The sequence below is a fragment of the Streptomyces hyaluromycini genome, from assembly GCF_002217755.1.
GTDB classification, from domain to species: Bacteria; Actinomycetota; Actinomycetes; order Streptomycetales; family Streptomycetaceae; genus Streptomyces; species Streptomyces hyaluromycini.
In genome coordinates, this window is record NZ_BCFL01000016.1 from 1,394,505 (window position 1) to 1,415,340 (window position 20,836).

General features: G+C 70.2%; 27 protein-coding genes. 20 read left to right on the forward strand and 7 right to left on the reverse strand.

Annotated elements, in window-relative coordinates; all coding sequences use genetic code 11:
- Nucleotides 1-35: 35 nt before the first annotated feature.
- Genes fusA through rpsL form a run of 3 tightly spaced genes read right to left on the reverse strand, consistent with a single transcriptional unit; the run spans nt 36 to nt 3,046 of the window.
- Nucleotides 36-2,162, reverse strand: coding sequence for an elongation factor G (gene fusA / locus SSP29_RS06455; RefSeq protein WP_089099450.1), 2,127 nt, complete (start codon nt 2,160-2,162; stop codon nt 36-38).
- Nucleotides 2,163-2,201: 39 nt separating this feature from the next.
- Nucleotides 2,202-2,672 (reverse strand): 30S ribosomal protein S7, encoded by a 471-nt coding sequence (gene rpsG / locus SSP29_RS06460; RefSeq protein ID WP_007384059.1) that lies wholly within the window; start codon nt 2,670-2,672, stop codon nt 2,202-2,204.
- Between the two features lie 2 nt (nt 2,673-2,674).
- Complete coding sequence (rpsL, locus tag SSP29_RS06465; RefSeq protein WP_003948652.1) at nt 2,675-3,046, reverse strand: 30S ribosomal protein S12; 372 nt, start codon at nt 3,044-3,046, stop codon at nt 2,675-2,677.
- A gap of 523 nt (nt 3,047-3,569) precedes the next feature.
- On the opposite strand from rpsL, the gene SSP29_RS06470 reads away from it, so the two are divergent.
- Nucleotides 3,570-4,817, forward strand: coding sequence for a putative hexosyltransferase (locus SSP29_RS06470; protein ID WP_089099451.1), 1,248 nt, complete (start codon nt 3,570-3,572; stop codon nt 4,815-4,817).
- A gap of 257 nt (nt 4,818-5,074) precedes the next feature.
- Here the strand turns inward: SSP29_RS06470 and SSP29_RS06475 are convergent, their stop codons facing one another.
- Genes SSP29_RS06475 through SSP29_RS06485 form a run of 3 tightly spaced genes read right to left on the reverse strand, consistent with a single transcriptional unit; the run spans nt 5,075 to nt 6,283 of the window.
- Entirely contained in the window at nt 5,075-5,272 is a 198-nt protein-coding gene (locus SSP29_RS06475; protein ID WP_089099452.1) for a MerR family transcriptional regulator, read from the reverse strand.
- Nucleotides 5,269-5,979, reverse strand: coding sequence for a hypothetical protein (locus SSP29_RS06480; RefSeq protein WP_150133655.1), 711 nt, complete (start codon nt 5,977-5,979; stop codon nt 5,269-5,271). Before SSP29_RS06480 ends, SSP29_RS06475 begins: the two co-directional genes overlap by 4 nt.
- Nucleotides 5,972-6,283, reverse strand: coding sequence for a WhiB family transcriptional regulator (locus SSP29_RS06485; protein WP_089099453.1), 312 nt, complete (start codon nt 6,281-6,283; stop codon nt 5,972-5,974). Before SSP29_RS06485 ends, SSP29_RS06480 begins: the two co-directional genes overlap by 8 nt.
- Nucleotides 6,284-6,543: 260 nt before the next feature.
- Here SSP29_RS06485 and SSP29_RS06490 point away from each other — a divergent pair, with 260 nt between their 5' ends.
- From SSP29_RS06490 to SSP29_RS06515, 6 genes are all read left to right on the forward strand, one after another.
- Nucleotides 6,544-7,014, forward strand: coding sequence for a helix-turn-helix domain-containing protein (locus tag SSP29_RS06490; protein ID WP_089099454.1), 471 nt, complete (start codon nt 6,544-6,546; stop codon nt 7,012-7,014).
- A 311-nt stretch (nt 7,015-7,325) separates the two neighbouring features.
- Nucleotides 7,326-7,739 (forward strand): phage tail termination protein, encoded by a 414-nt coding sequence (locus SSP29_RS06495; protein WP_089099455.1) that lies wholly within the window; start codon nt 7,326-7,328, stop codon nt 7,737-7,739.
- Between the two features lie 118 nt (nt 7,740-7,857).
- Nucleotides 7,858-8,457: a phage tail tube protein gene (locus SSP29_RS06500; protein WP_089099456.1), complete on the forward strand. Its 600-nt coding sequence runs from the start codon at nt 7,858-7,860 to the stop codon at nt 8,455-8,457.
- 82 nt (nt 8,458-8,539) lie between these two features.
- Complete coding sequence (locus SSP29_RS06505; protein WP_089099457.1) at nt 8,540-8,830, forward strand: hypothetical protein; 291 nt, start codon at nt 8,540-8,542, stop codon at nt 8,828-8,830.
- Nucleotides 8,831-8,895: 65 nt separating this feature from the next.
- Complete coding sequence (locus SSP29_RS06510) at nt 8,896-9,240, forward strand: hypothetical protein (RefSeq protein WP_089099836.1); 345 nt, start codon at nt 8,896-8,898, stop codon at nt 9,238-9,240.
- 345 nt (nt 9,241-9,585) lie between these two features.
- Nucleotides 9,586-9,783 (forward strand): hypothetical protein, encoded by a 198-nt coding sequence (locus tag SSP29_RS06515; RefSeq protein WP_089099458.1) that lies wholly within the window; start codon nt 9,586-9,588, stop codon nt 9,781-9,783.
- Nucleotides 9,784-9,876: 93 nt separating this feature from the next.
- Here SSP29_RS06515 and SSP29_RS06520 read toward each other — a convergent pair whose 3' ends face one another.
- Nucleotides 9,877-10,278 (reverse strand): DUF3592 domain-containing protein, encoded by a 402-nt coding sequence (locus SSP29_RS06520; RefSeq protein WP_145968859.1) that lies wholly within the window; start codon nt 10,276-10,278, stop codon nt 9,877-9,879.
- A 76-nt stretch (nt 10,279-10,354) separates the two neighbouring features.
- On the opposite strand from SSP29_RS06520, the gene SSP29_RS06525 reads away from it, so the two are divergent.
- The 13 genes from SSP29_RS06525 to SSP29_RS06580 all read left to right on the forward strand — a co-directional run bounded on the left by SSP29_RS06525 (nt 10,355) and on the right by SSP29_RS06580 (nt 20,775).
- Nucleotides 10,355-11,014 (forward strand): hypothetical protein, encoded by a 660-nt coding sequence (locus SSP29_RS06525; protein ID WP_089099460.1) that lies wholly within the window; start codon nt 10,355-10,357, stop codon nt 11,012-11,014.
- 50 nt (nt 11,015-11,064) lie between these two features.
- Entirely contained in the window at nt 11,065-12,255 is a 1,191-nt protein-coding gene (locus SSP29_RS06530) for a phage tail protein (protein ID WP_089099461.1), read from the forward strand.
- Nucleotides 12,252-13,502, forward strand: coding sequence for a phage tail family protein (locus SSP29_RS06535; protein ID WP_145968860.1), 1,251 nt, complete (start codon nt 12,252-12,254; stop codon nt 13,500-13,502). Before SSP29_RS06530 ends, SSP29_RS06535 begins: the two co-directional genes overlap by 4 nt.
- A 29-nt stretch (nt 13,503-13,531) precedes the next feature.
- Nucleotides 13,532-14,452, forward strand: coding sequence for a phage distal tail protein (locus SSP29_RS06540; RefSeq protein WP_089099463.1), 921 nt, complete (start codon nt 13,532-13,534; stop codon nt 14,450-14,452).
- 43 nt (nt 14,453-14,495) lie between these two features.
- Nucleotides 14,496-15,713: a hypothetical protein gene (locus SSP29_RS06545; RefSeq protein ID WP_089099464.1), complete on the forward strand. Its 1,218-nt coding sequence runs from the start codon at nt 14,496-14,498 to the stop codon at nt 15,711-15,713.
- A gap of 17 nt (nt 15,714-15,730) precedes the next feature.
- A complete protein-coding gene (locus SSP29_RS58335; RefSeq protein WP_167449855.1) occupies nt 15,731-15,892 on the forward strand; it encodes a hypothetical protein in 162 nt (53 codons plus the stop codon).
- 27 nt (nt 15,893-15,919) lie between these two features.
- A complete protein-coding gene (locus tag SSP29_RS06550) occupies nt 15,920-16,942 on the forward strand; it encodes a hypothetical protein (RefSeq protein ID WP_089099465.1) in 1,023 nt (340 codons plus the stop codon).
- A 14-nt stretch (nt 16,943-16,956) separates the two neighbouring features.
- On the forward strand, nt 16,957-18,117 hold the full coding sequence (locus SSP29_RS06555; RefSeq protein WP_089099466.1) for a hypothetical protein: 1,161 nt from the start codon (nt 16,957-16,959) through the stop codon (nt 18,115-18,117).
- The gene (locus SSP29_RS06560) at nt 18,117-18,833 is read left to right on the forward strand and encodes a hypothetical protein (RefSeq protein ID WP_089099467.1); all 717 of its coding nucleotides are present in this window, start codon (nt 18,117-18,119) and stop codon (nt 18,831-18,833) included. Before SSP29_RS06555 ends, SSP29_RS06560 begins: the two co-directional genes overlap by 1 nt.
- Before the next feature lie 11 nt (nt 18,834-18,844).
- A complete protein-coding gene (locus SSP29_RS06565) occupies nt 18,845-19,222 on the forward strand; it encodes a hypothetical protein (protein ID WP_089099468.1) in 378 nt (125 codons plus the stop codon).
- 181 nt (nt 19,223-19,403) lie between these two features.
- A complete protein-coding gene (locus SSP29_RS06570; RefSeq protein ID WP_089099469.1) occupies nt 19,404-20,270 on the forward strand; it encodes a peptidoglycan-binding protein in 867 nt (288 codons plus the stop codon).
- A 27-nt stretch (nt 20,271-20,297) separates the two neighbouring features.
- Nucleotides 20,298-20,525: a hypothetical protein gene (locus tag SSP29_RS06575; protein ID WP_089099470.1), complete on the forward strand. Its 228-nt coding sequence runs from the start codon at nt 20,298-20,300 to the stop codon at nt 20,523-20,525.
- Nucleotides 20,512-20,775, forward strand: a complete 264-nt coding sequence (locus tag SSP29_RS06580) for a hypothetical protein (RefSeq protein ID WP_089099471.1) — start codon at nt 20,512-20,514, stop codon at nt 20,773-20,775. The genes SSP29_RS06575 and SSP29_RS06580 overlap by 14 nt, the downstream gene beginning before the upstream one ends.
- The last annotated feature ends 61 nt before the right edge of the window (nt 20,776-20,836 follow it).

Sequence of the window (20,836 nt, forward strand, 5' to 3'; positions counted from 1 at the left end):
AAAGCGTGTGCGCGCGGTGCGTTGAACGCGGTGCGCTACTCGCCCTTGGCCTTCGCGATGATCTCCTCGGCGACGTTCCGGGGAACCTCGGCGTAGGAGTCGAACTGCATGGAGTAGCTGGCCCGGCCGGACGTCTTGCTGCGCAGGTCGCCGACGTAACCGAACATCTCCGAGAGGGGCACGAGGCCCTTCACGACGCGGGCACCGGCCCGCTCCTCCATGGCCTGGATCTGGCCACGGCGGGAGTTGATGTCGCCGATGACCTCACCCATGTAGTCCTCGGGCGTGGTGACCTCGACGGCCATCATCGGCTCAAGGAGCACGGGGGACGCCTTGCGCGCGGCCTCCTTGAAGGCCTGCGAACCGGCGATCTTGAAGGCGAGCTCGGAGGAGTCGACCTCGTGGTAGGCGCCGTCGAGAAGCGTGACGCGGACGCCCGTCATCTCGTAGCCGGCGAGGATGCCGAACTGCATGGCCTCCTGCGCACCGGCGTCCACCGAAGGGATGTACTCCTTCGGGATACGGCCACCGGTCACCTTGTTCACGAACTCGTACGAGGTGTCGCCACCCTCAAGGGGCTCGATCGCGATCTGCACCTTGGCGAACTGACCGGTACCACCGGTCTGCTTCTTGTGGGTGTAGTCGACGCGCTCGACGGCCTTGCGGATCGTCTCGCGGTACGCGACCTGCGGCTTGCCGACGTTGGCCTCGACCTTGAACTCACGGCGCATACGGTCGACCAGCACCTCAAGGTGCAGCTCGCCCATACCACCGATGATGGTCTGGCCGGTCTCCTCGTCCGAGTGGACCTGGAAGGACGGGTCCTCCTCGGCCAGGCGCTGGATCGCGATGCCCAGCTTCTCCTGGTCGCCCTTCGACTTGGGCTCGATGGCGACCTGGATGACCGGCGCCGGGAAGTCCATGGACTCCAGGATCACCGGGGCCTTGTCGTCGCACAGCGTCTCACCGGTCGTGGTCTGCTTCAGACCCATGACGGCGATGATGTCGCCGGCGCCCACCGACTCGATCTCCTCACGCTTGTTCGCGTGCATGCGGTAGATCTTGCCGATGCGCTCCTTCTTGCCCTTGACGGAGTTCAGCACGGCGGTGCCGGACTCCAGGCGGCCCGAGTAGACCCGGACGAAGGTGAGCTTGCCGAGGTGCGGGTCGCTCATGATCTTGAACGCCAGCGCGGACAGCGGCTCGTCGTCGGACGGCCTGCGCTTGACGACCTCCTCCGGGTTGTTGACGGCGTGGCCCTCGATGGCCTCGACGTCAAGCGGGGAGGGGAGGTAGCGCACGACCGCGTCGAGCAGGGGCTGAACGCCCTTGTTCTTGAACGCGGTACCGCAGAACACCGGGGTGACGGTGATGTCCTTGGACTTGCCGGACGCGATGGTGATACGACGGATCGCGGCGTACAGCTGCTCCTCGGAGGGCTCCTCGCCCTCCAGGTACAGCTCCATGATCTCTTCGTCGTTCTCGGCCACGGCCTCCAGAAGCTTGCCGCGGTACTCCTCGGCAGCCTCGGTGTGGGTGGCCGGGATGTCGACGACGTCGTACATCTCGCCCTTGGTGGCCTCGGCGGACCAGACGAGCGCCTTCATGCGGACGAGGTCCACGACGCCCTGGAAGTCGGCCTCGGCACCGATCGGGAGCTGCATCACGATCGGCTGCGCGCCCAGACGGTCCTTGATCATGTCCACGCAGCGGTGGAACTCGGCACCGGTCCGGTCGAGCTTGTTGACGAAGCAGATACGCGGGACGCCGTAGCGGTCCGCCTGACGCCAAACCGTCTCGGACTGGGGCTCCACGCCGGCAACGCCGTCGAACACCGTCACGGCGCCGTCGAGGACGCGGAGCGAACGCTCCACCTCGACGGTGAAGTCGACGTGACCCGGGGTGTCGATGATGTTGATCGTGTGGTCGACGTCTTCGAGCGGCCAGTGACAGGTGGTGGCAGCAGAGGTGATCGTGATGCCACGCTCCTGCTCCTGCTCCATCCAGTCCATGGTGGCAGCACCGTCGTGGACCTCACCGATCTTGTACGACACACCGGTGTAGAACAGGATGCGCTCGGTGGTGGTCGTCTTGCCCGCGTCGATGTGGGCCATGATCCCAATGTTGCGGACCTTGGCCAGGTCAAGCGAAGTGGTAGCCATAAGGCTTCAGTCTTCTCTCGGTCTCGATGTGGACTGCGACTACCAGCGGTAGTGCGCGAAGGCCTTGTTGGACTCGGCCATCTTGTGCGTGTCCTCGCGCTTCTTGACGGCCGCACCGAGGCCGTTCGAAGCGTCGAGAAGCTCGTTGAGCAGACGCTCGGTCATGGTCTTCTCGCGACGGGCGCGGGAGTAGCCGACCAGCCAGCGCAGCGCCAGGGTGTTGGCGCGGCCGGGCTTGACCTCGACCGGCACCTGGTAGGTGGCGCCACCGACACGGCGGGACTTGACCTCAAGCGTGGGCTTGATGTTCTCCAGCGCGCGCTTGAGCGTGATGACCGGGTCGTTGCTGGTCTTCTCGCGCAGGCCCTCCATGGCGCCGTACACGATGCGCTCGGCGGTGGAGCGCTTGCCGTTCAGCAGCACCTTGTTGATGAGCGAGGTGACAAGAGGAGAACCGTAGACCGGGTCGATGATGACCGGGCGCTTCGGGGCAGGGCCCTTACGAGGCATTCTTACTTCTCCTTCTTGGCGCCGTAGCGGCTGCGGGCCTGCTTGCGGTTCTTGACACCCTGGGTGTCGAGCGAGCCGCGGATGATCTTGTAGCGAACACCGGGCAGGTCCTTCACACGGCCGCCGCGCACGAGCACGATGGAGTGCTCCTGCAGGTTGTGTCCCTCACCCGGAATGTAAGCAGTGACCTCGATACCGCTGGTCAGACGCACACGCGCGACCTTACGCAGGGCCGAGTTCGGCTTCTTCGGGGTGGTCGTGAACACACGCGTGCAGACGCCACGACGCTGAGGGGAACCCTCGAGTGCGGGCGTCTTGTTCTTCTCGACCTTGTCCTGCCGGCCCTTGCGGACCAGCTGCTGGATCGTAGGCACTACTTCTCCGGTTTCTGTGTGCCGAATGGTGAAGCTAACCTGGAACATCGCCGACCCACGCGGTCGGGTGTGTCGGATTCCGTGGACTCCTGCCGCAAGGCAGAAGGGGGCGCGGATCGCGGTGGCCACTCGTCACTCCGGTGCGGTTTGAAGGCACGCACGAGGGTCAGGGCACACCCCAGGCACAAGGTCTGAGCGTACCTAGCGCAATCACTCCGGTCAAAACAAAGGGACGGGGACCGGTTGCGGGGGGCATGAGCTGCGATTTTGAGGCGCCTCCCGATATACCACGGAGACGAACGACACGCGAACGGAAGAGGGCGCAGGGTGTCGGGGGTCGGTCCGGCGCCTGTGCCACGCTGATCAGATCTTCTGATCGCCGGTCCCCTTCAGCGCCCCCTCGGGGGCGCGGGGCTGTATAGATTTGCGGCTCCGCCGCGTGGGCGCGACCAGCCACAACGAACCCGCGGCCGCCCGACGACCACGCGAGGCACTCCACGGCGTTCTTCAGGGGGAATCACGCATGAGCACAGCTCAGAGCAGCACCGCGACCACGGCCGAGCCGGCGCCGCGTCCCCGTCTCCCCCCGGCCGCCCGCCCCTACCTCCCGCCCCTCGCCCTCTACGGCGCCGCCAAGCTCACCGGCCTCCTGGTCTTCGCCTGGCTCCTCGCGTACGCCGGCGACTACCGCCACAAGGACCCCCGCTTCGGCGGCGGCACCCACTGGTGGGACGTCCTGTCCACCTGGGACGGCTGGTGGTACCTCCAGGTGGCGCAGAAGGGCTACCATCCCGGGCCGCTCAAGCCGCTCGCACCGGGCGGCCAGTTCACGGCGGAACAGAACTCGGTCGCCTTCTTCCCCCTCTACCCCGGCCTGGTCCGGGCCGTCTCGGAAGTCACCGGCCTCGGCCTGTACGGCGCGGCGATCCTCGTCTCGGTGGTGTGTTCGTTCGTGGCGGCGGCCGGCATCTACGCGGTGACCTCGATGCTCGCGGGCACCCGGGCCGGCACCGTCGCGGCCGGGCTGTGGGCCGTGGCCCCCGCCGCCGGCGTCGAGTGGGCGGTCTACACGGAGTCCCTGTTCGTGGCGATCGCCGCCTGGACCTGCCACGCCGTGCTGAAGCGCCGCTGGGTGACGGCCGGCCTGCTCGCCTTCCTGTCCGGCCTGAGCCGCCCGACGGCGGCCGTACTGATCGGAGCGGTCGGCCTGGCGGCCCTGGTGACGCTGGTACGCCGGGACAGCCGGCGCGAGCAGGGCGTCGCGGCCCCGCTCTACGCGGCGGTCGCGGCGCCCCTCGGCCTCCTCACCTACATCGCCTGGGTGGGCTGGTCGATGGGGGACCCGGGCGCGTACTTCGCTCTCCAGCACAAGGCCTGGGCCCATTACTTCGACTTCGGCGCCTACACCCTGGACGTGCTGCGGAACGTGGCGGTGGGGCACGGCGACTATCTCTTCGCCTACTCCGTCCCGGACCTGATCGCCGTGCAGATGGTGGTGGCGCTGCCGTTCCTGGTCGCGCTCATGCTGCGGAAGCGGCCGCCGCTGGTGCTGACGGCATACGCCCTCGCCTCGATCGTCACGATCCTCGGCACCCAGCAGATGTTCGGGAACACCCCGCGCTATCTGCTCCCCGTCTTCCCGCTGCTCCTGGCCCCGGCGGCGGCGATGGCGCGGCTGAGGTGGCCGAGCCTGGTGGTCTTCTTCGCGACGGCCGCGGTGGCGTCGGGGTGGTACGCGCACTACGTGATCTTCGAGCTGGGGATTCCGTAGGGCCGGAGGCCGGAGGCCGGAGGCCGGGGGCCGGGAGCCGGAGGCCGGAGGCCGGGAGCCGTAGGGCCGGAGGCCGGGAGCCGGAGGCCGGAGGCCGGGAGCCGGAGGCCGGAGGCCGGGAGCCGGAGGCCGGAGGCCGGGAGCCGGAGGCCGGAGGCCGGGAGCCGTAGGGCCGGAGGCCGGGAGCCGTAGGGCCGGAGGCCGGGAGCCGTAGGGCCGGAGGCCGGGGTGGCCCCGCCCCTGGGCCGTGCCGTCCGCTATGGGCGGCGGGCGGCCGCGCGTTCCGCCGCGAACACGTCCTCCAGGCGGAAGAGCGCGGCCCGGCCCGCCCTGCCGGCGGCCTTGAGGCGGCCGAGCTGGACCCACTTCCGGATGGTCGCCGGGGCGACGCCGGCCTCCTGGGCGGCGAGGGGACCGGGAACGAGGGTGGGCAGCCCACCGGGCGTGGACGTCATCGGTGGCTCCACTCCCCCTCGTCCCAGGTGTGCCGGTAGGCCGGGTCGTCGTGGCAGCCGCAGTCGGGATCGGCGCACCGGCAGGCCGGGTTGACGCAGAGGACGGCGGCGCGGTCCGGGAAGGCGCGCAGGGAGACGGAGTCGCACCAGGGGCAGCGCCCGGTGACGCGGACGACGGTCTCGGTGTCGCCCAGGGCGCGGGCGCAGCGCCGGGCCATGCGGCGGGTCTCGTCCCGGACGTGGGCGGCGAGTACGGGGTCTGCGGCGATGCCGTCGAGGAGCCCGCCGATCCGGCGCAGCCGCTCGGGCACGGAGGCACGGCGGACGCGGGGCAGCCCGAGCCGGTCGCGGACGGCTTCTTCCAGCTCGACGACGCCGTCGGTGATGTCGCGGATGGTGTCGGAGATGTGCAGCCGCAGAGGTGCGGCGCTGTGACCGGGGGCGACGAGCCCCTGGGCCTGCTGGAGGAGCAGGGCCTCGGCGCGCTCCGCGCGGAGCCGGTCGGCGAGGTCCGCGGCGGGCGGGGCCGGCGTCGGACGGCGGGCCGGGGAGGTGCCGCGGCCGGGGGCGAGCTCGACGGCCAGCTCGGGGAACTGCTGGAGGAGCAGGCCGATCCAGAGGGCGGCCTGATCGGCGGGGCGGCCTTCGGAGGGCGGGCGTACCGGGGTGGAAGGAGGCTTTGCGATGGTCGTACGACGGTCAGGCAACGGAGCCTCCGCGGCGCAGGGCGCCCTGTACGACCGGGCTCTGCATGGCCGGGAGGAGCTGGGCGGGGATCTCGACCGGGCGGCCCCGGCGCCAGAGCCGGCCACCGCAGACGCCGTCGAACCAGTTGTCGGCGGGGGCGACGGCCTCCTCGCAGGCGCGCCGGACCGGGCAGCGGGTGCAGGCCCGCAGGGCGGGGGCGGCTTCCGTGACCTTCTTCGAGAAGACGACACGGGGCGGGAGCCCGGTGCAGGCGGCCGCGGCCTGCCAGGCGGGCGGTGGGCATGGGTTTCCGGTGACGGACATGGGGCCTCCCAAGGTGACTCCGGTGGGGCTGGTGTGAGGCGAGCGCCGTCCAGACTTACAGATTGCGCGCGCGCTCGCAACAAATATGCCAGGGGCCCTTTCGGAGGATCATGGAAAGATCGGGACCACCCGGACACCCGCCGCCACCCGACCTCCCCGCATCACGCGAACGTTCCTCGGTGCTTGCACGAGAGCACGTAATTCCGTGCGCGCAAGCAAGCTAAACTTGCTGCCCTCCCCCAAAGGAAGCGAGCCCTCAGATGACCAGCCAGGATCTGGACGCGTTCGCCGCGTGGGTCGAAGACCTGATGCGCGACCGCGGCTACGACATCGACAGTCCACGCGGCGGCGGCAAGTCGCGGATAGCGGACGAGGCGGGGGTCCACCGGGCCGCCGTCACCCGCCTGCTGCAGCGCCAGAGCATGCCGGACCTGGAGACCACACGCAGGCTCGCCCGCGTACTGGGCGTCCCGGTCCGCGAGATGCTCATCCGGTCCGGCCGCCTCACGGCAGAGGAACTCGCCGACCCGCACGACTACTTGGCCGCACCGGCACCGAGTGCGGAGTTCGCCCGGCGGCCCACACTGGAGGAGGTGGCCGACCTGCTGGGGGTGCCGGCGGACCGACGGGAGATGTTCGTGCGGGTGGTGGAGCAGTTCCTGCCGAACGACCCCCGGGACCAGGAGGACCCCCACCCCCTGGCGGACGCGGCAACGACGACCGCGGACTGAGCTCCACCCCTCCATCGCCGGACGCGCCATCGAGGACACCCGTGGGCCGACGGGTGTTTCTTCACGGGGGTGGCGCAGAGCGCCCCGAAGGGGCGCGGGGAACTGCGCGACCAGCCCCCCACCCGCCCGCAGCGAACCCCCACCCTCAGCCCCTCCCTCTCCGCGCACGAGGCTCCAGCCTCTGCCTCCGCGCACGAACCTCCAGATTTAGTTGCGTGCGAGCACGCTCCCTGTCACAGTTGGTGCAGCGGCGGAGCTGTGCCCGCAGGCCGGCCGCCCTCATCCCACCCGCTGCCCCGAGGTGATCCGGCATGACCACACCCACCCCGCCCGCGTCATTCCCCGACGTGGAGGCCATGATCGTCGACGTCCTGAAGGACGACTCCCGCCTCTCCGGCGCCACCGTCGCCGTACAGGCGCAGACCGGTTTCGACGGCACGACCGCCGCCGTCTTCGTGAACCGCCGCGGCGGCGCCTGGGTCGGCGAACGCCACGTCGACCAGCCGCTGATCGAGCTGGAGGTGTACGGCCCGACGAAGCAGGCCGCGCACGTCCTGGCCAACGACGCCCGCCAGATCCTGCTGTCGATGGCCGACCACCGCTACGGCACGAACCTCGTCACGGAGGTCGAGGAGCAGGACGGCCCGCGCTGGCTGCCCGACTACCTCTACTCGGCCGCCAACCGCTACGTCACCGTGATGAAGGTGTACGTGGACGTCTACTGACCGACCAGCCGGACGCTCCACCCCACAGACCGAAGGCCCCGCCACCCCGGCGGGGCTTTCGTCGTACCCGGACACCGCCGGATACGGCACCAACCCCCGATGACAAGGAGAAACCACCATGGCAGGAACCAACTCCTCCGAGATCCGCATCGCCGGCGTAGGCCGCCTCTACGTCGCCACCGCCGACACCAAGGTGCCGACGGCCTTCTCCACCGACACCGCCACCGACTGGGCGAGCTGGAAGAACCTCGGCTTCACCTCCGGTGACGGCGTCACCTTCTCCAAGAAGGACAAGCTGGAGCCGGTCGACGTGTGGCAGGCCGTCAGCCCGGTGCACTTCGTGTACTCGGACCGCGACCTGACCCTGAAGTTCTCGCTGATGCAGTTCAACAAGGACACGCTGCCGTTCTTCATGGGCGGCGGCACGGTGGACGCGGTGACGGGTTCGACCGGTGTCTACAAGTACGACATCGCCGACCGCCCGTTCGCCGACGTGCGCGCCCTCGGCCTGGAGTTCACGGACGTCAAGGCGAGCGACGGCACCACCGTCACCTACCGCTTCGGCATCCCGCGCGGCCAGGTCACCGCGGCCGACGACATCAAGCTGGCCCGCAAGTCCGCGGCCCAGCTCGGCATCACCTACACGGCGATGGCCGCCGCCGACGGCTCGGCGCTGGCCAGCTTCGTGATGAAGGACGCGGCGTACGCCGCGTCCTGACCCGCCGGGGTGGGGCGGACGCGCCCGTCCGCCCCACCCCGGACCCGCACCGCGTCCCTGTTTCTCTGCTCAAGGAGTCACCATGGCCCGTTTCGACGTCAACGCCGCCCGCGCCCAGCGCCTCGAAGCCCTCGGCCGTACCTGGTCGTTCGAACTCGACGGCGAGAGCTACACCCTGCCCACCGAGCTGACCCGCGCGACCGCGAAGGCCCTGCGCAAGCTCGACGACAACGACGTGGACGGGCTGCTGCGCCTGCTGCTCGGCGAGAAGCAGTTCGGCCGCTTCGAACAGCACGAGGTCACCATGCAGGACATCGCCGCCGTCCTGGAGGCCTACGGCAAGGAGACGGGGCTCGGCCTGGGGGAAGGCTGAGCCTCGTCGGGTTCGTGGACGAACACGCCGAGGCCCTCGAAGCGGACCTGCTCCGCTACTACGGCATCGACCTGCTCGACTGGCACCGCGAGACGCTGTCCGCACGGCGTCTCGCGCTGCTCGTCAAGCACCTGCCGCACGACAGCGCGCTGAACAGGGAGCTGCACGGCGAGGCCGCCGAGTGGTCGGTGTCCGACCATCTCCTCGCCGCCGCGGTGGACCATCTGGCGGCCGCGAACTGGATGTTCGCCAGCGTCAACTCGGAGGAGGGCGACCAGCCGGAGCCCCCGGCGCCGGTGCCGAGGCCGTCGTACGACGACGGGGAACCGCCGGTGGCCGAACCGGCTCCGGAGCCGGCCCCCTCCGATGCGAGACCGTCGGCCGTACAGCTGGCCCGCTTCTTCGGCTGACCACGCCGTACGGCGGCCCGCGCGAGGACGGCCGCCCGGTGGCCGTCCACCGTCGTATGACAGGCCTTCAGGCCCCTTGCCAGGCCGCACCGTTCACCTTCGATTCACCGACGGGAGAACGGCCGGATCCTACTCCACGCATCTGACACAACATCCACTGCACCCTCGCAACACCGCAGGTCCGGACCGGACGGCAACGGAGAGTGAAACAAATCGGGTTCGCCAAACACGGAGCGACACCAACAGATTACTCGTACACTAGTTCGAACGGACGCTTCGAGCGCGTCAGGAGCGCACACCTGTACCACCAGCCCAGCGGACAGACCGGAAAGCAGGCCGACAGACATGGCGACTGGCACGAGCAACTTCCCGCAGCAGCCGATCGACACCTACTCCCGTCTCGCTCACCTCCTGCACTCCCCCGCGCCCGACCGCGAGGCACTGCTCGACCGGCTGTACGAGGAACTGCTCACCCGTGAGTCCCGCGCCTACGCGGCCGGCTGGACGGACGCGCTCACGGAGGCCCGCCGCAGCCGCCGCTGACGCACCCGAGGAGCGTGTACCGCAGCGGCATTGCCGCTCACGGCGCATTTTCCCCGGCACGACGAAGTGAACCGATTTCCCGGGGAAAGCGGTTCAGAGCGTTCCCCCGGAGATGCTGTAGGACGTGAGGCAGAGCATGAGCGTCAGTGCCGCTCCGCCCAGCACATGATTCCTGACGGATTTCATCGAAACCGGCCACAGGAAAGCCGTATTCGGCTTGCGCGGGTTGTAGACGACGTCATGCCGATCCCCCGTCCGGACCGACGAGCCGTCCACCGCAGTCATCCGGTGACGCGCACCGGCGGCATCCGCGTACTCGTAGACGGCGAACACCTTGCCCACCTGCCCACGGGCATGGCCGACACACTCGCCGTCACTCTTCACGCCTTTGCGGCCGACCAGATACATCCGCCACGCCGGCAGAAAACTCACCCATGCCACAACAACCCAAATCGCCAAAAGAAGGACATTAAGGACTATCGTTCCGGGTTTCACAGCGGCAATCTACAGCACCAGGACGGCCTTCGCATGGATTTCCGCTCCATTTCGCCCACCAGAAGAAGGTGAACAGATGGGCACGTATGTCACGCACGCGGAACTGGAACACCGACTGGCCGACGTCGAGTCCGATATCTCGAAAAGCTCGGAGAACGCCTCCAAAACACTGAACAGCCAGTTCAGCAGGCAGATCTCGGAGATCAAGAAGGACTTGACGAAAAAGGCCGACCAATCCCCGGTGGACCATCTCGAGTCGGTTCTCAGCTCGTTCTTCGGAAAGGACATCTCCGCAACCGACCAGGCCATCTACGCAAGCAATCAGTGGTTCACATGGAATCCCAGCGCCATCGCGGTCACCGAAGGCGGCGTCAGCATCCTGGGCGCCCAGATCCAGTTTCCCTGGGTCAAGCACATCGAGCGGTTGCTGGGCCGGGAATCCGTCGACACAAAAGAACTGAAACAGACGAGCGACAGGCACGGCGAGCGCCTCGGAACCCTCGAAGGCTCGGTCAGGGAGCTGCTGCACGGGCAGGCGCACCTCGCCGAGACCGCCCGGGTCAGCGCATCCGGACAGGCCCATGAGGCGGAGCGGCGTTCGCACGACGGCCGCTTCAAGGCCGAGAACACGGAAAGGTACCGCCAAACCGCGGAGGACCTGAACAGGCTGACTGGCGAGCTGGAGCAGATCAGGGTGAGGGCCGAGGCCCTTGAAAGGACGATCGGCACCGCCTGATCCGCGCCTTTCGGGCCGTCAGGCGAAAGCATCGAGAAGAGGAGCAACACATGTCTCTTGTCGCAGCGTTCGGCAGATCCACGACCGCGCTCCAGCGGTTCAGGACGCAGGCCGAGGGCGCAGCAGGCGCCGCGAGGAGCATCGGGGACAAGGCACGGACCAGTGAGGGCGGCCTCAACCGGCTCAAAGGCGCGGCCGAGGGTTCGTCCCAGGGGCTGAAGGGGCTCAGGACCGCCGCCGAGCAGGCGGAACGGTCCGTCGGCAAGGCCGGCAAGACCGGAGAGCGGAGCGGCGGACTGCTCGGCAGGTTCAAGTCCGGGGCCGACAAGGCCGGGACGGGAATGAACGGGCTGAACAAGTCGATGAAGGGCAATGTCATCGGCGTGCTGCTCGGACTCCTCTCCCCGCTGATCGGCATGGTCGTCGACATGGCCCTCCGTTCGAAAACCATGCAGAAGATCATGAAGGAGGCCTTCGAGGTCATCCACACCGTGATCAGCAATGTCATGAAGGCCGTCGGGCCGATCATGACGAACGCCGGCAAGCTGATCAAGTCGGTCTGGAGCGGCGTCAAGACGGCGATCACCAACGTCGTGAAGGCCGTCGCCACCGTCATCCGCACCTACGTCAACATGTGGAAGACGATCATCAGCGGCGCCCTCAACGCGATCCGCTCGGTCGTCTCCGGGGTGTGGAAGGGCATCAAGAACGTCATCTCGCCGGTGGTCGGCTGGATCAGGTCCGCGATCCCCAGCGCCTTCCAGGCCGTCAAGGACCGGCTGTCCAGCGTCTGGGGCAGCCTCAAGGGCATCGCGAGCCGCGCCTTCGACGGCATCAAGGGCGCGGTCCGCGGCCCGATCAACGGAGTCATCGGGATCATCAACTCCGCGATCGGCGCCCTCAACGGCATCCACGTCTCCATCCCGGGCTGGGTGCCGATGGTCGGCGGCAAGACCTTCGGCGTCAGCCTGCCGAGGATCCCCGCGCTGGCCACCGGCGGTGTCGTCCTGCCCCGCTCGGGCGGGGTCCCGGCGCTGCTCGCCGAAGCCGGTGAGGCCGAGGCCGTGCTGCCGCTCAGCAAGCTCGACCGGCTGCTGAAGCGCGCGGCCGCGCGGGGTACCGCGAGCAGCGCCGGCGCCGACGGCGGCGCGCTGCACATCGAGCACTACTACGCGGCCGAGACCAGCAGCCCGCAGCGCACCGCCGACGCGCTGATGTTCCTGGCGAAGGCGCGCGGATGAGCGGCGCGGAAGACCGCACGGGGCTGGAAGGGAGCACGGGGGCGCTGCGCCGTATGCGGAGCGCGGCCGAGGCGACCGCACGGACCCTCACGTCGTCCGTCGCCCCGTTCAAGGACGCCGCCACCGCCGCCGACCGGATCCGCTCGGCCGCCGAGGAGGACACCACCGCACTCCGCGAGGCCAAGGCCCGCGCCGGGTCCGCCGACACGGCGCTGGCCGAGGCGGGCCGCGCCGCCGCCGGCGCCGCCACCGGCGTCAAGGCCGCGGCCGACAAGGCCGGCGGCGGCAGGGACTCCCTCGGAAAGCTGGCCCTGGGCGTCGGCGGTGCCCTGGCCCTGCTCGGCGGGCTCGTCACCGTCACCGGACCGGTGGCCACGCTGATGACCGCCCTCGGGGTGGCCATGACCGTCGGCTCGATCGCCATGGACGCCATCAACGTCGGCATGCGGGCCAACCCGTTCGGGTTCGTGCTCGCCCTGCTGGTACCGCTGGCCGGCTATCTGATCGGCCTCGCCCTCAACTCCGAGACCGGGCAGCGGCTGACGGGCCAGCTTGCCGAGCTGATCCTCCAGTACGTACAGAGCTGCCTGACCATCCTCACCCCGATCATCAAGGCCATCGCGAGCGCGGTGAACACGTACGTCACCGGCTACCTCACCCTCATCACCGGTGTCCTCACCGCCCTCGGCACCCTCATCGGCACCGGCTTCGCCGTCCTCAAGGCCCTCACCACCGGCGACACCCGGGCGCTGAGCGGCAAGGTGTCGGCGGTCTGGAACGGGTTCAGGAGTGCCGTGAAGCCCGTGCTGGACTGGATCACGAGGGACATCCCCCGCGGCTTCTCCCGGATCAAGGACGCCACCTCCCGCACCCTCACCGCGATGGGCCAGTTCGTCACCACCGGTGCGCAGACCGTCGCCGGGGTGATCAAGGGCCCGATCCAGGGGCTCATCGCCTTCGCCAACTGGGTGATCGACGGGCTGAACAAGCTCAGCTTCAGCTTCTTCGGCAAGAAGTTCGGCGTGCATCTCGGCAGGATCCCGATGCTGGCGGAGGGCGGGATCGCCGTCCCCGGCGCGGCCCGGACGGGCAAGGTGCTCCCTCTCACCGCCCTCGCCCGCAGACACCCCACCCCGGCGGCCCAACGCCCGCACCGCATCGAGGAGTTCCACGAGAGCCACGGCGCCGGCGCCCACGCCACCGCGACCGACCTGCTCTTCCTGGCCTCCGCACACGCCTGCGCATGACAGCACCGACGACAGTGAGGTGAAGGCCGATGGCCGACCTGACCACAACCGCATACACCGACGACGTTCCCCCCGGCTCACTCATCACCCGCGACGGGCAGATGCAGTGGGCCGGTCTGCTGCTGGGCCCCGGTACGCCGTACGAGATCGGCAGTGACGGGCTCACCGGCTGGGAGGACCTCCCGGACTACGACACCACCGACGCCGACCACCCCACCGCGCACGGCGCCTGGCCGGGCGCGCGGTACGCCAAGCCCCGCAGGGTCGGCGGCACGTTGTGGACCGTACCGCCGTCCGACGACACCGCCTCCTACCTCTCCGCGACGCGCGCCCTGCGCCAGGCCCTGCTCCTCGGTGACCAGGAGCGCTGGCTCGCGGTGCGGCTGCACGGCGAGATCCTCGCCGTGCGGGCCCGGGTCAGCCAGCGGGTGCTCGCCACCGACCGGACGTACACCACCCAGGGCGTCGCCAGGGCGTCCGTGCAGTGGTACGCCACCGACCCGCGCCGCTACGCCGTCGACGAGCAGGCGGCGGTGACCGGCGCACCGCAGCCGGAGAGCGGGCTGACGTGGCCGCTGACCTGGCCGCTGTACTGGGGGCAGGCGGATTCGACCGGTGACGTCAACGCCGACAACACCGGCTCGGCCCCGACCCATCCGGTCCTCACCTTCACCGGGCCCTGCGCCAACCCGACCGTCACCGACCGGACTTCGGGGCGCAGGCTGCGCTACGAGATCGAACTCGCGGCCGGTGACGAGCTGGTCGTCGACACCGCGGAGGGCACCGTCACCCTCAACGCCACCGCCTCCCGCCGCCACACCGCCGCCGCCGACAGCGGCCCCGAGGAACTGTTCGCCTTCGAACCGGGCCAGGCCCAGCTGGCGTTCCGCCCCGACACCTACGACACCGGCGCCCGGCTCGCCGTCCGCTGGCGCTCGGCGGAGTGGTGACCGACCCCCGCGCCCGAGCCACGAGATCACAGGAGACCCGGATATGAACCTGCGCAGCTCATGGGTGGCCGAGACCGGCCAGACCCGCGAGGACACCCGGCTGACCCAGCTGGGCGCGACCACCCCGGTCAACCCGATCGAAGTCCGCTCCGGCATCCTGCCGGGGTCCTACGACGGCCTCTACCGGATGTCCGGCTTCTGGATGGAGGGCACCTCGGGGGCCATGAAGGCCACCGTCCACGAGGGCCGGGCGGTCATCGCGGCCGGCGCCACCCAGGGCGCCTATCCGGTCACCCTGCCGGAGCCGGCGAGCCTCACCTTCGCCGACGGCGACGCCGCCAACCCGCGCATCGACCTCGTCGTGGTGCGGATCTACGACTCGCTGTACGACAACTCCGGGCAGACCAAGCCGGCCCTGGAGATCGTCCAGGGCACCCCGGCCGCCACCCCGGTCGCGCCCGCCGCCCCGGCCATCGCGCTGCCGATCTACCAGGTCAAGGTCCCCGCCGGGGCCAGCGCCGGCAAGGGCGGCCTCGACTGGGCCGCTGTCCTCACCGACCTGCGCACCCCCACCGTGGCGGTCGGCGGCATCCTGCCGGTGTACGGGGAGACCGGCGACGGCGCCTACCCGGGCCAGTACCGCGACTCCGGCGGCGCGCTGCAGCGCTGGGACGGCTCGGCGTGGGTGCCGTACCCGAGCGCGCTGGGCGGCATCGCACCGGCCGGCGCGGTCACCACCGCGAGCTACACCGGGCAGTACCGGGACTCGTCCGGCGGGCTGCTGCAGCGCTGGAACGGCTCGGCGTGGGTGTCGTACCAGCCGGTGCCGAGCTGGACCGACTACACGCCGGTCTGGGGCGCCGAGTCCGGTACCGCGCCGACGATCGGCAACGGCACGCTCGCCGGGTCGTACGTGAAGACCGGCACCGTCGTGCACGTCCGGATCTATCTGAAGATCGGGTCGACGACCAACCTCTCCGCCCAGGCCACCGACGGCAACTGGACGTTCTCGCTGCCGGCCGCGCCGGTCTCCACCGCGTGGAAGCTGGACGGGCGGGTGCTGACCGCGGAGGCGTTCGACTCCTCCGCCTTGCTGTTCTACCAGGGCACCGGCCTGCTCGCGACGACGAGCGGCGGCATCGTCCGCTCGCTGCGCGACACCCTCGGGTTCAGCACCGGTCTGTGGGACAAGTCCCTGCCCTTCGTCTGGGCCTCCGGTGACGTGCTGTCCATCCACGGCACCTACGAATCCGCTTCCTGACCACGGGGGTCGCCTTCGTGACCGTACGCACCGCATGGCTGTCCCCGGACGGCCATGGCCGGGAGGACACCCGTACCAACCAGGCCGGCGCGCTCACCCCGGTCACCGTCACCGAACAGGTCGACCTCGTCTTCGCCGCGGGCGACGCCCAGTACGGGCGGATCGACCCGGCCTGCTGACCTTCCCTCCCCGCACAGGAGTTCACCATGCCCGTACGCTCCGGCTGGCTGTCCTCGGACAGCCAGACCCGTGAGGACACCCGGCTCGTCTCACTCGGCGCCCTCACCCCGACCTCCACCCTGGCCACCCGCTCCGGCATCCTGCCGGGCTCGCCCGACGGCCAGTACCGGATCTCCGGATTCACCCTCACCGGTGCCACCGGCACCATGACCGCCACCGTCAGCCCCGGCCGGGCCGTCGTCCAGGGCTCCGACGCCCAGGGCGCCTACCCGGTCGCCCTGACCGAGTACCTGCCCCTCGTCTTCGCCGCCGGCGACGCCCAGTACGGCAGGGTCGACCTGGTCGTGCTGCGCGTCTACGACGACACCTACGACGGCTCCGGCCGCGCCGAGGCCGCCGTCGAGATCGTCCAGGGCACCCCCGCCGCCACCCCGGCCGTCCCCGCGACACCGGCCCTGTCGGTCCCGCTGTACCAGGTCACCGTGCCCAAGGGCGCGAGCGCCGGCGCCAACGCCATCGACTGGACCGCCGGGATCACCGGCATGCGGACCGCCACCGTCGGCCTCGGCGGCATCCTCCCGGTCACCAGCGACACCAGCAACGGCGCCTACCCGGGCCAGTACCGGGACGCCGGCGGCGTGCTCCAGCGCTGGTCCGGCACCGCCTGGGCCGACTACCAGCCGCCCCTCGTGGTGGAGACCACCACGACCGGCGCCACCGCGACCGGCAGCTGGACCCTGTCGTCCTTCGCCGCCCGGCGCACGCGCGGTGTCTGCTCGTTCACCCTCTCCTTCAGCCGCACGACGAGCAGCCTCACCGCGACCGCGGCCGGCACCACCAACCCGGGCAACGTCACCGACGAACTGATGGGCACGCTGCCCGCCGGCTGGCGGCCGGCGGTCGACAGCTACGCCGTCGTCACCGACGGATACGCCAGCGGTGCGGCCCGGATCACCACCGACGGCTCCGTCTACCTCATCACCTGGGCGACCAGCGGCGTGATCCAGGTCGGCAACAACGTGCGCGTCTCCACCTGCTTCGTGCTCTGAGGAGCTGACAGCCCATGACCACGGACACGCCCTACCGGGCGATCTTCTGCGACCTGCTCACCGACCGCACCATCGACATCCTGCCGCTGCGCGACGTCACCGTCGACGACTACATCGGCAAGGCCGGCTCGCTCTCCGGCACCGTCCCCGTCCCGAACGCGGCGATGGCCGCCCGCGTCCGCCGCATCGAGGAGGGCCGCACCTCGGTCTACCTCCAGCGCGGCACCGACCTGTGGTGGGGCGGGATCATCTGGACCAGCACCCTGCAGAGCGACGACCAGGGCGTCCTCACCCTCGGCATCCAGGCGGCGACCTTCGAGTCGTACGCGGGGCGGCGGATGATCCGCCCCGTGAAGACCGACACCGACCCCGACCCCGACGTCCCCGCGAAGCTGGCCTTCTCCGACAAGGACCAGCTGGAGATCGCCCGGGGCCTGTGGACCGACATGCAGACCACGCTGGACGGCGGGGACATCCTCGTCAGCGTCGGTGCCGAGACCTCCGGTGTGAGGCGCACCGTCACCTATGAGGACGGCGACGAGACCTCCTACCTGGACGCCCTCGACTCGCTGGCCGCGCTGGAGGACGGCTTCGAGTACCACGTCACCGTCTACACCGACCCGGTCTCCGGGAGCCGGGTGCGCCGGCTGGTGCTGGACCATCCGAGGATCGAGACCGGCTCCACCCCCCTGGTCCTGGACCGGCCCGGCACGATCCTGTCGTACTCCTTCCCGCGCGACGCCACCCGCGGCGGCACCACCGCCCGGGCCCGCGGCGCGTCCATCAACACCGACCAGGCCACCGAGTCCCGGCCGCTGGCCTCCGACGTCGCGATCGCCGACCGGCTGATCGGCACCGCGGAAGGCCACGGCGGCTATCCGCGCATCGACCTGACCTCCGACCACAACGACATCTCCGACAAGAACACCCTGAACGCCCTCGCCCGTGCCGAACTGGCCGCGGCCACCGGCGCGGTGGTGATCCCCGAGATCAGCGTGCGGCTCGACGACCTGGTGCCGACCGCGCTGCTCGGCCGTACCGCGCGCATCCGGATCACCGACGAGTGGTTCACCGAGGGCCTCGACACCAGCTACCGGATCATCGGCGTCAAGGTCAGCCCGGCCCAGCGCGGCCGTCCCGACACCGCCGAGCTCTACCTGGAGGAGGCCGCCTGATGCCCCAGCTCCCCGAAGACATCATCGACCGGCTGACCCAGATGGAACGCCGCATCCAGCAGCTGTCCACGGCAGTCAACAGCCGGCCCGCCCAGAACACGGTCACGGGCGGCGCCGTGGAGATCACCGGCGGCGGCTCGCTGGCCGTCCGGCCGCCCTCCGGCGGTCCCGCCATCTTCGCGGTCGGCAAGTGGACCGGCGCCGAGTACGGCCTGGCGATGCGCCGCCAGACCGGCGAGCTGGCCGTCAGCCTGTACAACGGCGACCAGACCGCCACCGGGCTGCAACCGCTGCGTGTCTACGACGCCCACGGCAACGAGATCGTCTCGGACGACGTCAGCCAGGGCGGCCTCTCCCGGCCCTGGCTGAGCATGCTCCCGCCGCAGGACTCCACGTACACCCGCTGGCCGCAGACCACGTCCGCCAGCATGACCACGATCGCGATGTCCTACAACATCGCCTGGCAGCCGAAGATGCGGCTCCTGATGAACACCCGCGTCACCTCCGGCTACGCCGGCTCGGTCCAGGTGCTCGTCAACGGCGCCCAGTGGGGCAGCACCGTCGACGCCACCCTGGGCTTCGACTACACGGGCCTGATCAGCTCGGACTTCGACGCGGTCTTCGGCACGCTGCTCAAGGTCGAGGTCCAGGCCCAGGTCGCCAGCGGCGGCACCGTCTACGTCAACCCCGTGCTGATGCACGGCCGCCAGACCTGAGAGAGGAACTCATGGACATCGACACCACCCAGCCCTGGGGCCTCGCCATCGACTTCGCCGGCCGGGCCACCGTCGACGAGGCCGGTCACACCATCCACGTCAACGTCTCCGACAGCAGCCTGAGCGACATCATCGGTCCGGACCCGATCACCGGCACGTACTCGCCCGTCAACATCACCGCCCAGTTCGCCGAGGCCGGCACGAACAACTCCGTGCTGCGCGGCATCGGCCGCGTCACCGTCCTGCCGCTCGGCACGGACCCGGTGGTCCCCGACCAGACCGCGATCCAGCGCGCGGTGGCCGCGGCCCTCACCAACTTCGACCAGAACAGGGCGGCTTACAGCACCCTGTGCACGACGTGGACCCCCACCGACACCGACGCCTCATAAGGCGGCGCAGCCGCTCGTTCTGGCGGCGCAGCCGCCTTCTAGGGGCGCGGGGCTGCTATCGATATGCGGCTCCGCCGCGTGGGCGCGACCAGCCCCCACCCACCCGCACCCCGAACCCCACCCGAGCCGCCCACCCCGGCCCGGGTTTTTTCATGCCCGCCAAGCCCAGAAGGACCCGCCCATGGCCACACCCCTCTCCGCAGACGCCCTCCTCACCGCCCTCCAAGCCGAAGGCGTCACCGTCGTCGAGCACGACGGCTGGCGCACCCACAACCGCGCGGGCCACGGCGCCTGGGGCCCGGTGAACGGCGTGATCATCCACCACACCGTCACCTCCGGCACCACCACCTCCGTGAGCATGTGCTTCAACGGCCGCTCCGACCTGCCCGGCCCGCTCTGCCACGGCGTCATCGCCAAGGACGGCACGGTCCACCTCGTCGGCAACGGCCGCGCCAACCACGCCGGCAGCGGCGACGGCCACGTCCTCGCCGCCGTCGTCGCCGAGAGCGCCACCCTGCCGGCGCCGAACCGGAACGACACCGACGGCAACGTCCACTTCTACGGCTTCGAGTGCGTCAACCTCGGCGACGGCAAGGACCCCTGGCCCGACGTCCAGCTGGACGCCATGGTCCGGGCGTCGGCCGCGCTGTGCCGGGCGCACGGCTGGAGCGCGCGGTCGGTGATCGGCCACAAGGAGTGGACGAACACCAAGATCGACCCCAAGGGCTTCGCGATGGCCGACTTCCGGAGCCGGGTCGCCGCCAGGCTGCAGCCGAAGACCTCGCCCGGTACGCCCGCCTACCAGCCCTTCCCCGGCGCCGACTGGTTCAGGAAGAGCCCGCGGTCGGCGATCGTCACCGCGATGGGCAGGCGGCTGGTCGCCAACGGCTGCTCCGCGTACGCCGACGGCCCCGGCCCGCAGTGGACCGACGCCGACCGGGCGTCGTACGCGAAGTGGCAGCGCAAGCTCGGCTACACCGGCGCGTCGGCCGACGGCTGGCCGGGGGCGAAGTCCTGGGCGGCGCTCAAGGTCCCCCACAGCTCCTGAACGCTGTTCGAAGAAACGAGGTGCACGATGTCAGAGGCCGCCAGGCACACCCTCCGTACCGTCGTACAGACCGCTGTCGGCCTGTGTGTCCTGCTGCCGGCGGTCGTCGACGCCGCCGGCATCCCGGCCACCCTGCCCTGGGCCGCCGGCGCGCTCGCCGTCGCCGCCGCGGTCACCAGGGTGATGGCCGTGCCCGCCGTACAGGCGCTGCTGCCCTCGTGGCTGCGGACGGGAGGTGCCGATGACCGATCCTGATCCGAACGACCCGATCACCGTCGCCCTGGAACTGGAGCGGCTGCGCGGCACGCTGGAGGCCGGGTTCGCCCGGGTCGACGGCTCGCTCGCGCTTCTCGTCCAGCGCAGCGACCAGACCGACCGGCAGCTCGCCGACCACGAGCAGCGGCTGGACGCCCTGGAGCGGACGCGGTGGCCGCTGGCGAGCATCGGCGCGCTCGCCGCCGTGGCGACGGTGGTCGTCACGGCGCTGGAGATCACCGCACGCTGAGACAACGCCGAAGGGCGGTCACCCCGTACGAAACGGGGTGACCGCCCTTCAGAACCCACTA

What these genes read in the sequence shown, in the direction of transcription:
- SSP29_RS06470 (WP_089099451.1), top strand. Translation starts at nt 3,570, where the DNA reads ATGAGCACAGCTCAGAGCAGCACCGCGACCACGGCCGAGCCGGCGCCG.
- SSP29_RS06530 (WP_089099461.1), top strand. Translation starts at nt 11,065, where the DNA reads ATGTCTCTTGTCGCAGCGTTCGGCAGATCCACGACCGCGCTCCAGCGG.
- SSP29_RS06500 (WP_089099456.1), top strand. Translation starts at nt 7,858, where the DNA reads ATGGCAGGAACCAACTCCTCCGAGATCCGCATCGCCGGCGTAGGCCGC.
- SSP29_RS06570 (WP_089099469.1), top strand. Translation starts at nt 19,404, where the DNA reads ATGGCCACACCCCTCTCCGCAGACGCCCTCCTCACCGCCCTCCAAGCC.
- SSP29_RS06535 (WP_145968860.1), top strand. Translation starts at nt 12,252, where the DNA reads ATGAGCGGCGCGGAAGACCGCACGGGGCTGGAAGGGAGCACGGGGGCG.
- SSP29_RS06580 (WP_089099471.1), top strand. Translation starts at nt 20,512, where the DNA reads ATGACCGATCCTGATCCGAACGACCCGATCACCGTCGCCCTGGAACTG.
- SSP29_RS06525 (WP_089099460.1), top strand. Translation starts at nt 10,355, where the DNA reads ATGGGCACGTATGTCACGCACGCGGAACTGGAACACCGACTGGCCGAC.
- SSP29_RS06495 (WP_089099455.1), top strand. Translation starts at nt 7,326, where the DNA reads ATGACCACACCCACCCCGCCCGCGTCATTCCCCGACGTGGAGGCCATG.
- SSP29_RS06485 (WP_089099453.1), bottom strand. Translation starts at nt 6,283, where the DNA reads ATGTCCGTCACCGGAAACCCATGCCCACCGCCCGCCTGGCAGGCCGCG.
- SSP29_RS06560 (WP_089099467.1), top strand. Translation starts at nt 18,117, where the DNA reads ATGCCCCAGCTCCCCGAAGACATCATCGACCGGCTGACCCAGATGGAA.
- SSP29_RS06515 (WP_089099458.1), top strand. Translation starts at nt 9,586, where the DNA reads ATGGCGACTGGCACGAGCAACTTCCCGCAGCAGCCGATCGACACCTAC.
- SSP29_RS06545 (WP_089099464.1), top strand. Translation starts at nt 14,496, where the DNA reads ATGAACCTGCGCAGCTCATGGGTGGCCGAGACCGGCCAGACCCGCGAG.
- SSP29_RS06565 (WP_089099468.1), top strand. Translation starts at nt 18,845, where the DNA reads ATGGACATCGACACCACCCAGCCCTGGGGCCTCGCCATCGACTTCGCC.
- SSP29_RS06505 (WP_089099457.1), top strand. Translation starts at nt 8,540, where the DNA reads ATGGCCCGTTTCGACGTCAACGCCGCCCGCGCCCAGCGCCTCGAAGCC.
- SSP29_RS06555 (WP_089099466.1), top strand. Translation starts at nt 16,957, where the DNA reads ATGACCACGGACACGCCCTACCGGGCGATCTTCTGCGACCTGCTCACC.
- SSP29_RS06490 (WP_089099454.1), top strand. Translation starts at nt 6,544, where the DNA reads ATGACCAGCCAGGATCTGGACGCGTTCGCCGCGTGGGTCGAAGACCTG.
- SSP29_RS06575 (WP_089099470.1), top strand. Translation starts at nt 20,298, where the DNA reads ATGTCAGAGGCCGCCAGGCACACCCTCCGTACCGTCGTACAGACCGCT.
- SSP29_RS06475 (WP_089099452.1), bottom strand. Translation starts at nt 5,272, where the DNA reads ATGACGTCCACGCCCGGTGGGCTGCCCACCCTCGTTCCCGGTCCCCTC.
- fusA (WP_089099450.1), bottom strand. Translation starts at nt 2,162, where the DNA reads ATGGCTACCACTTCGCTTGACCTGGCCAAGGTCCGCAACATTGGGATC.
- SSP29_RS06550 (WP_089099465.1), top strand. Translation starts at nt 15,920, where the DNA reads ATGCCCGTACGCTCCGGCTGGCTGTCCTCGGACAGCCAGACCCGTGAG.
- SSP29_RS06540 (WP_089099463.1), top strand. Translation starts at nt 13,532, where the DNA reads ATGGCCGACCTGACCACAACCGCATACACCGACGACGTTCCCCCCGGC.
- rpsG (WP_007384059.1), bottom strand. Translation starts at nt 2,672, where the DNA reads ATGCCTCGTAAGGGCCCTGCCCCGAAGCGCCCGGTCATCATCGACCCG.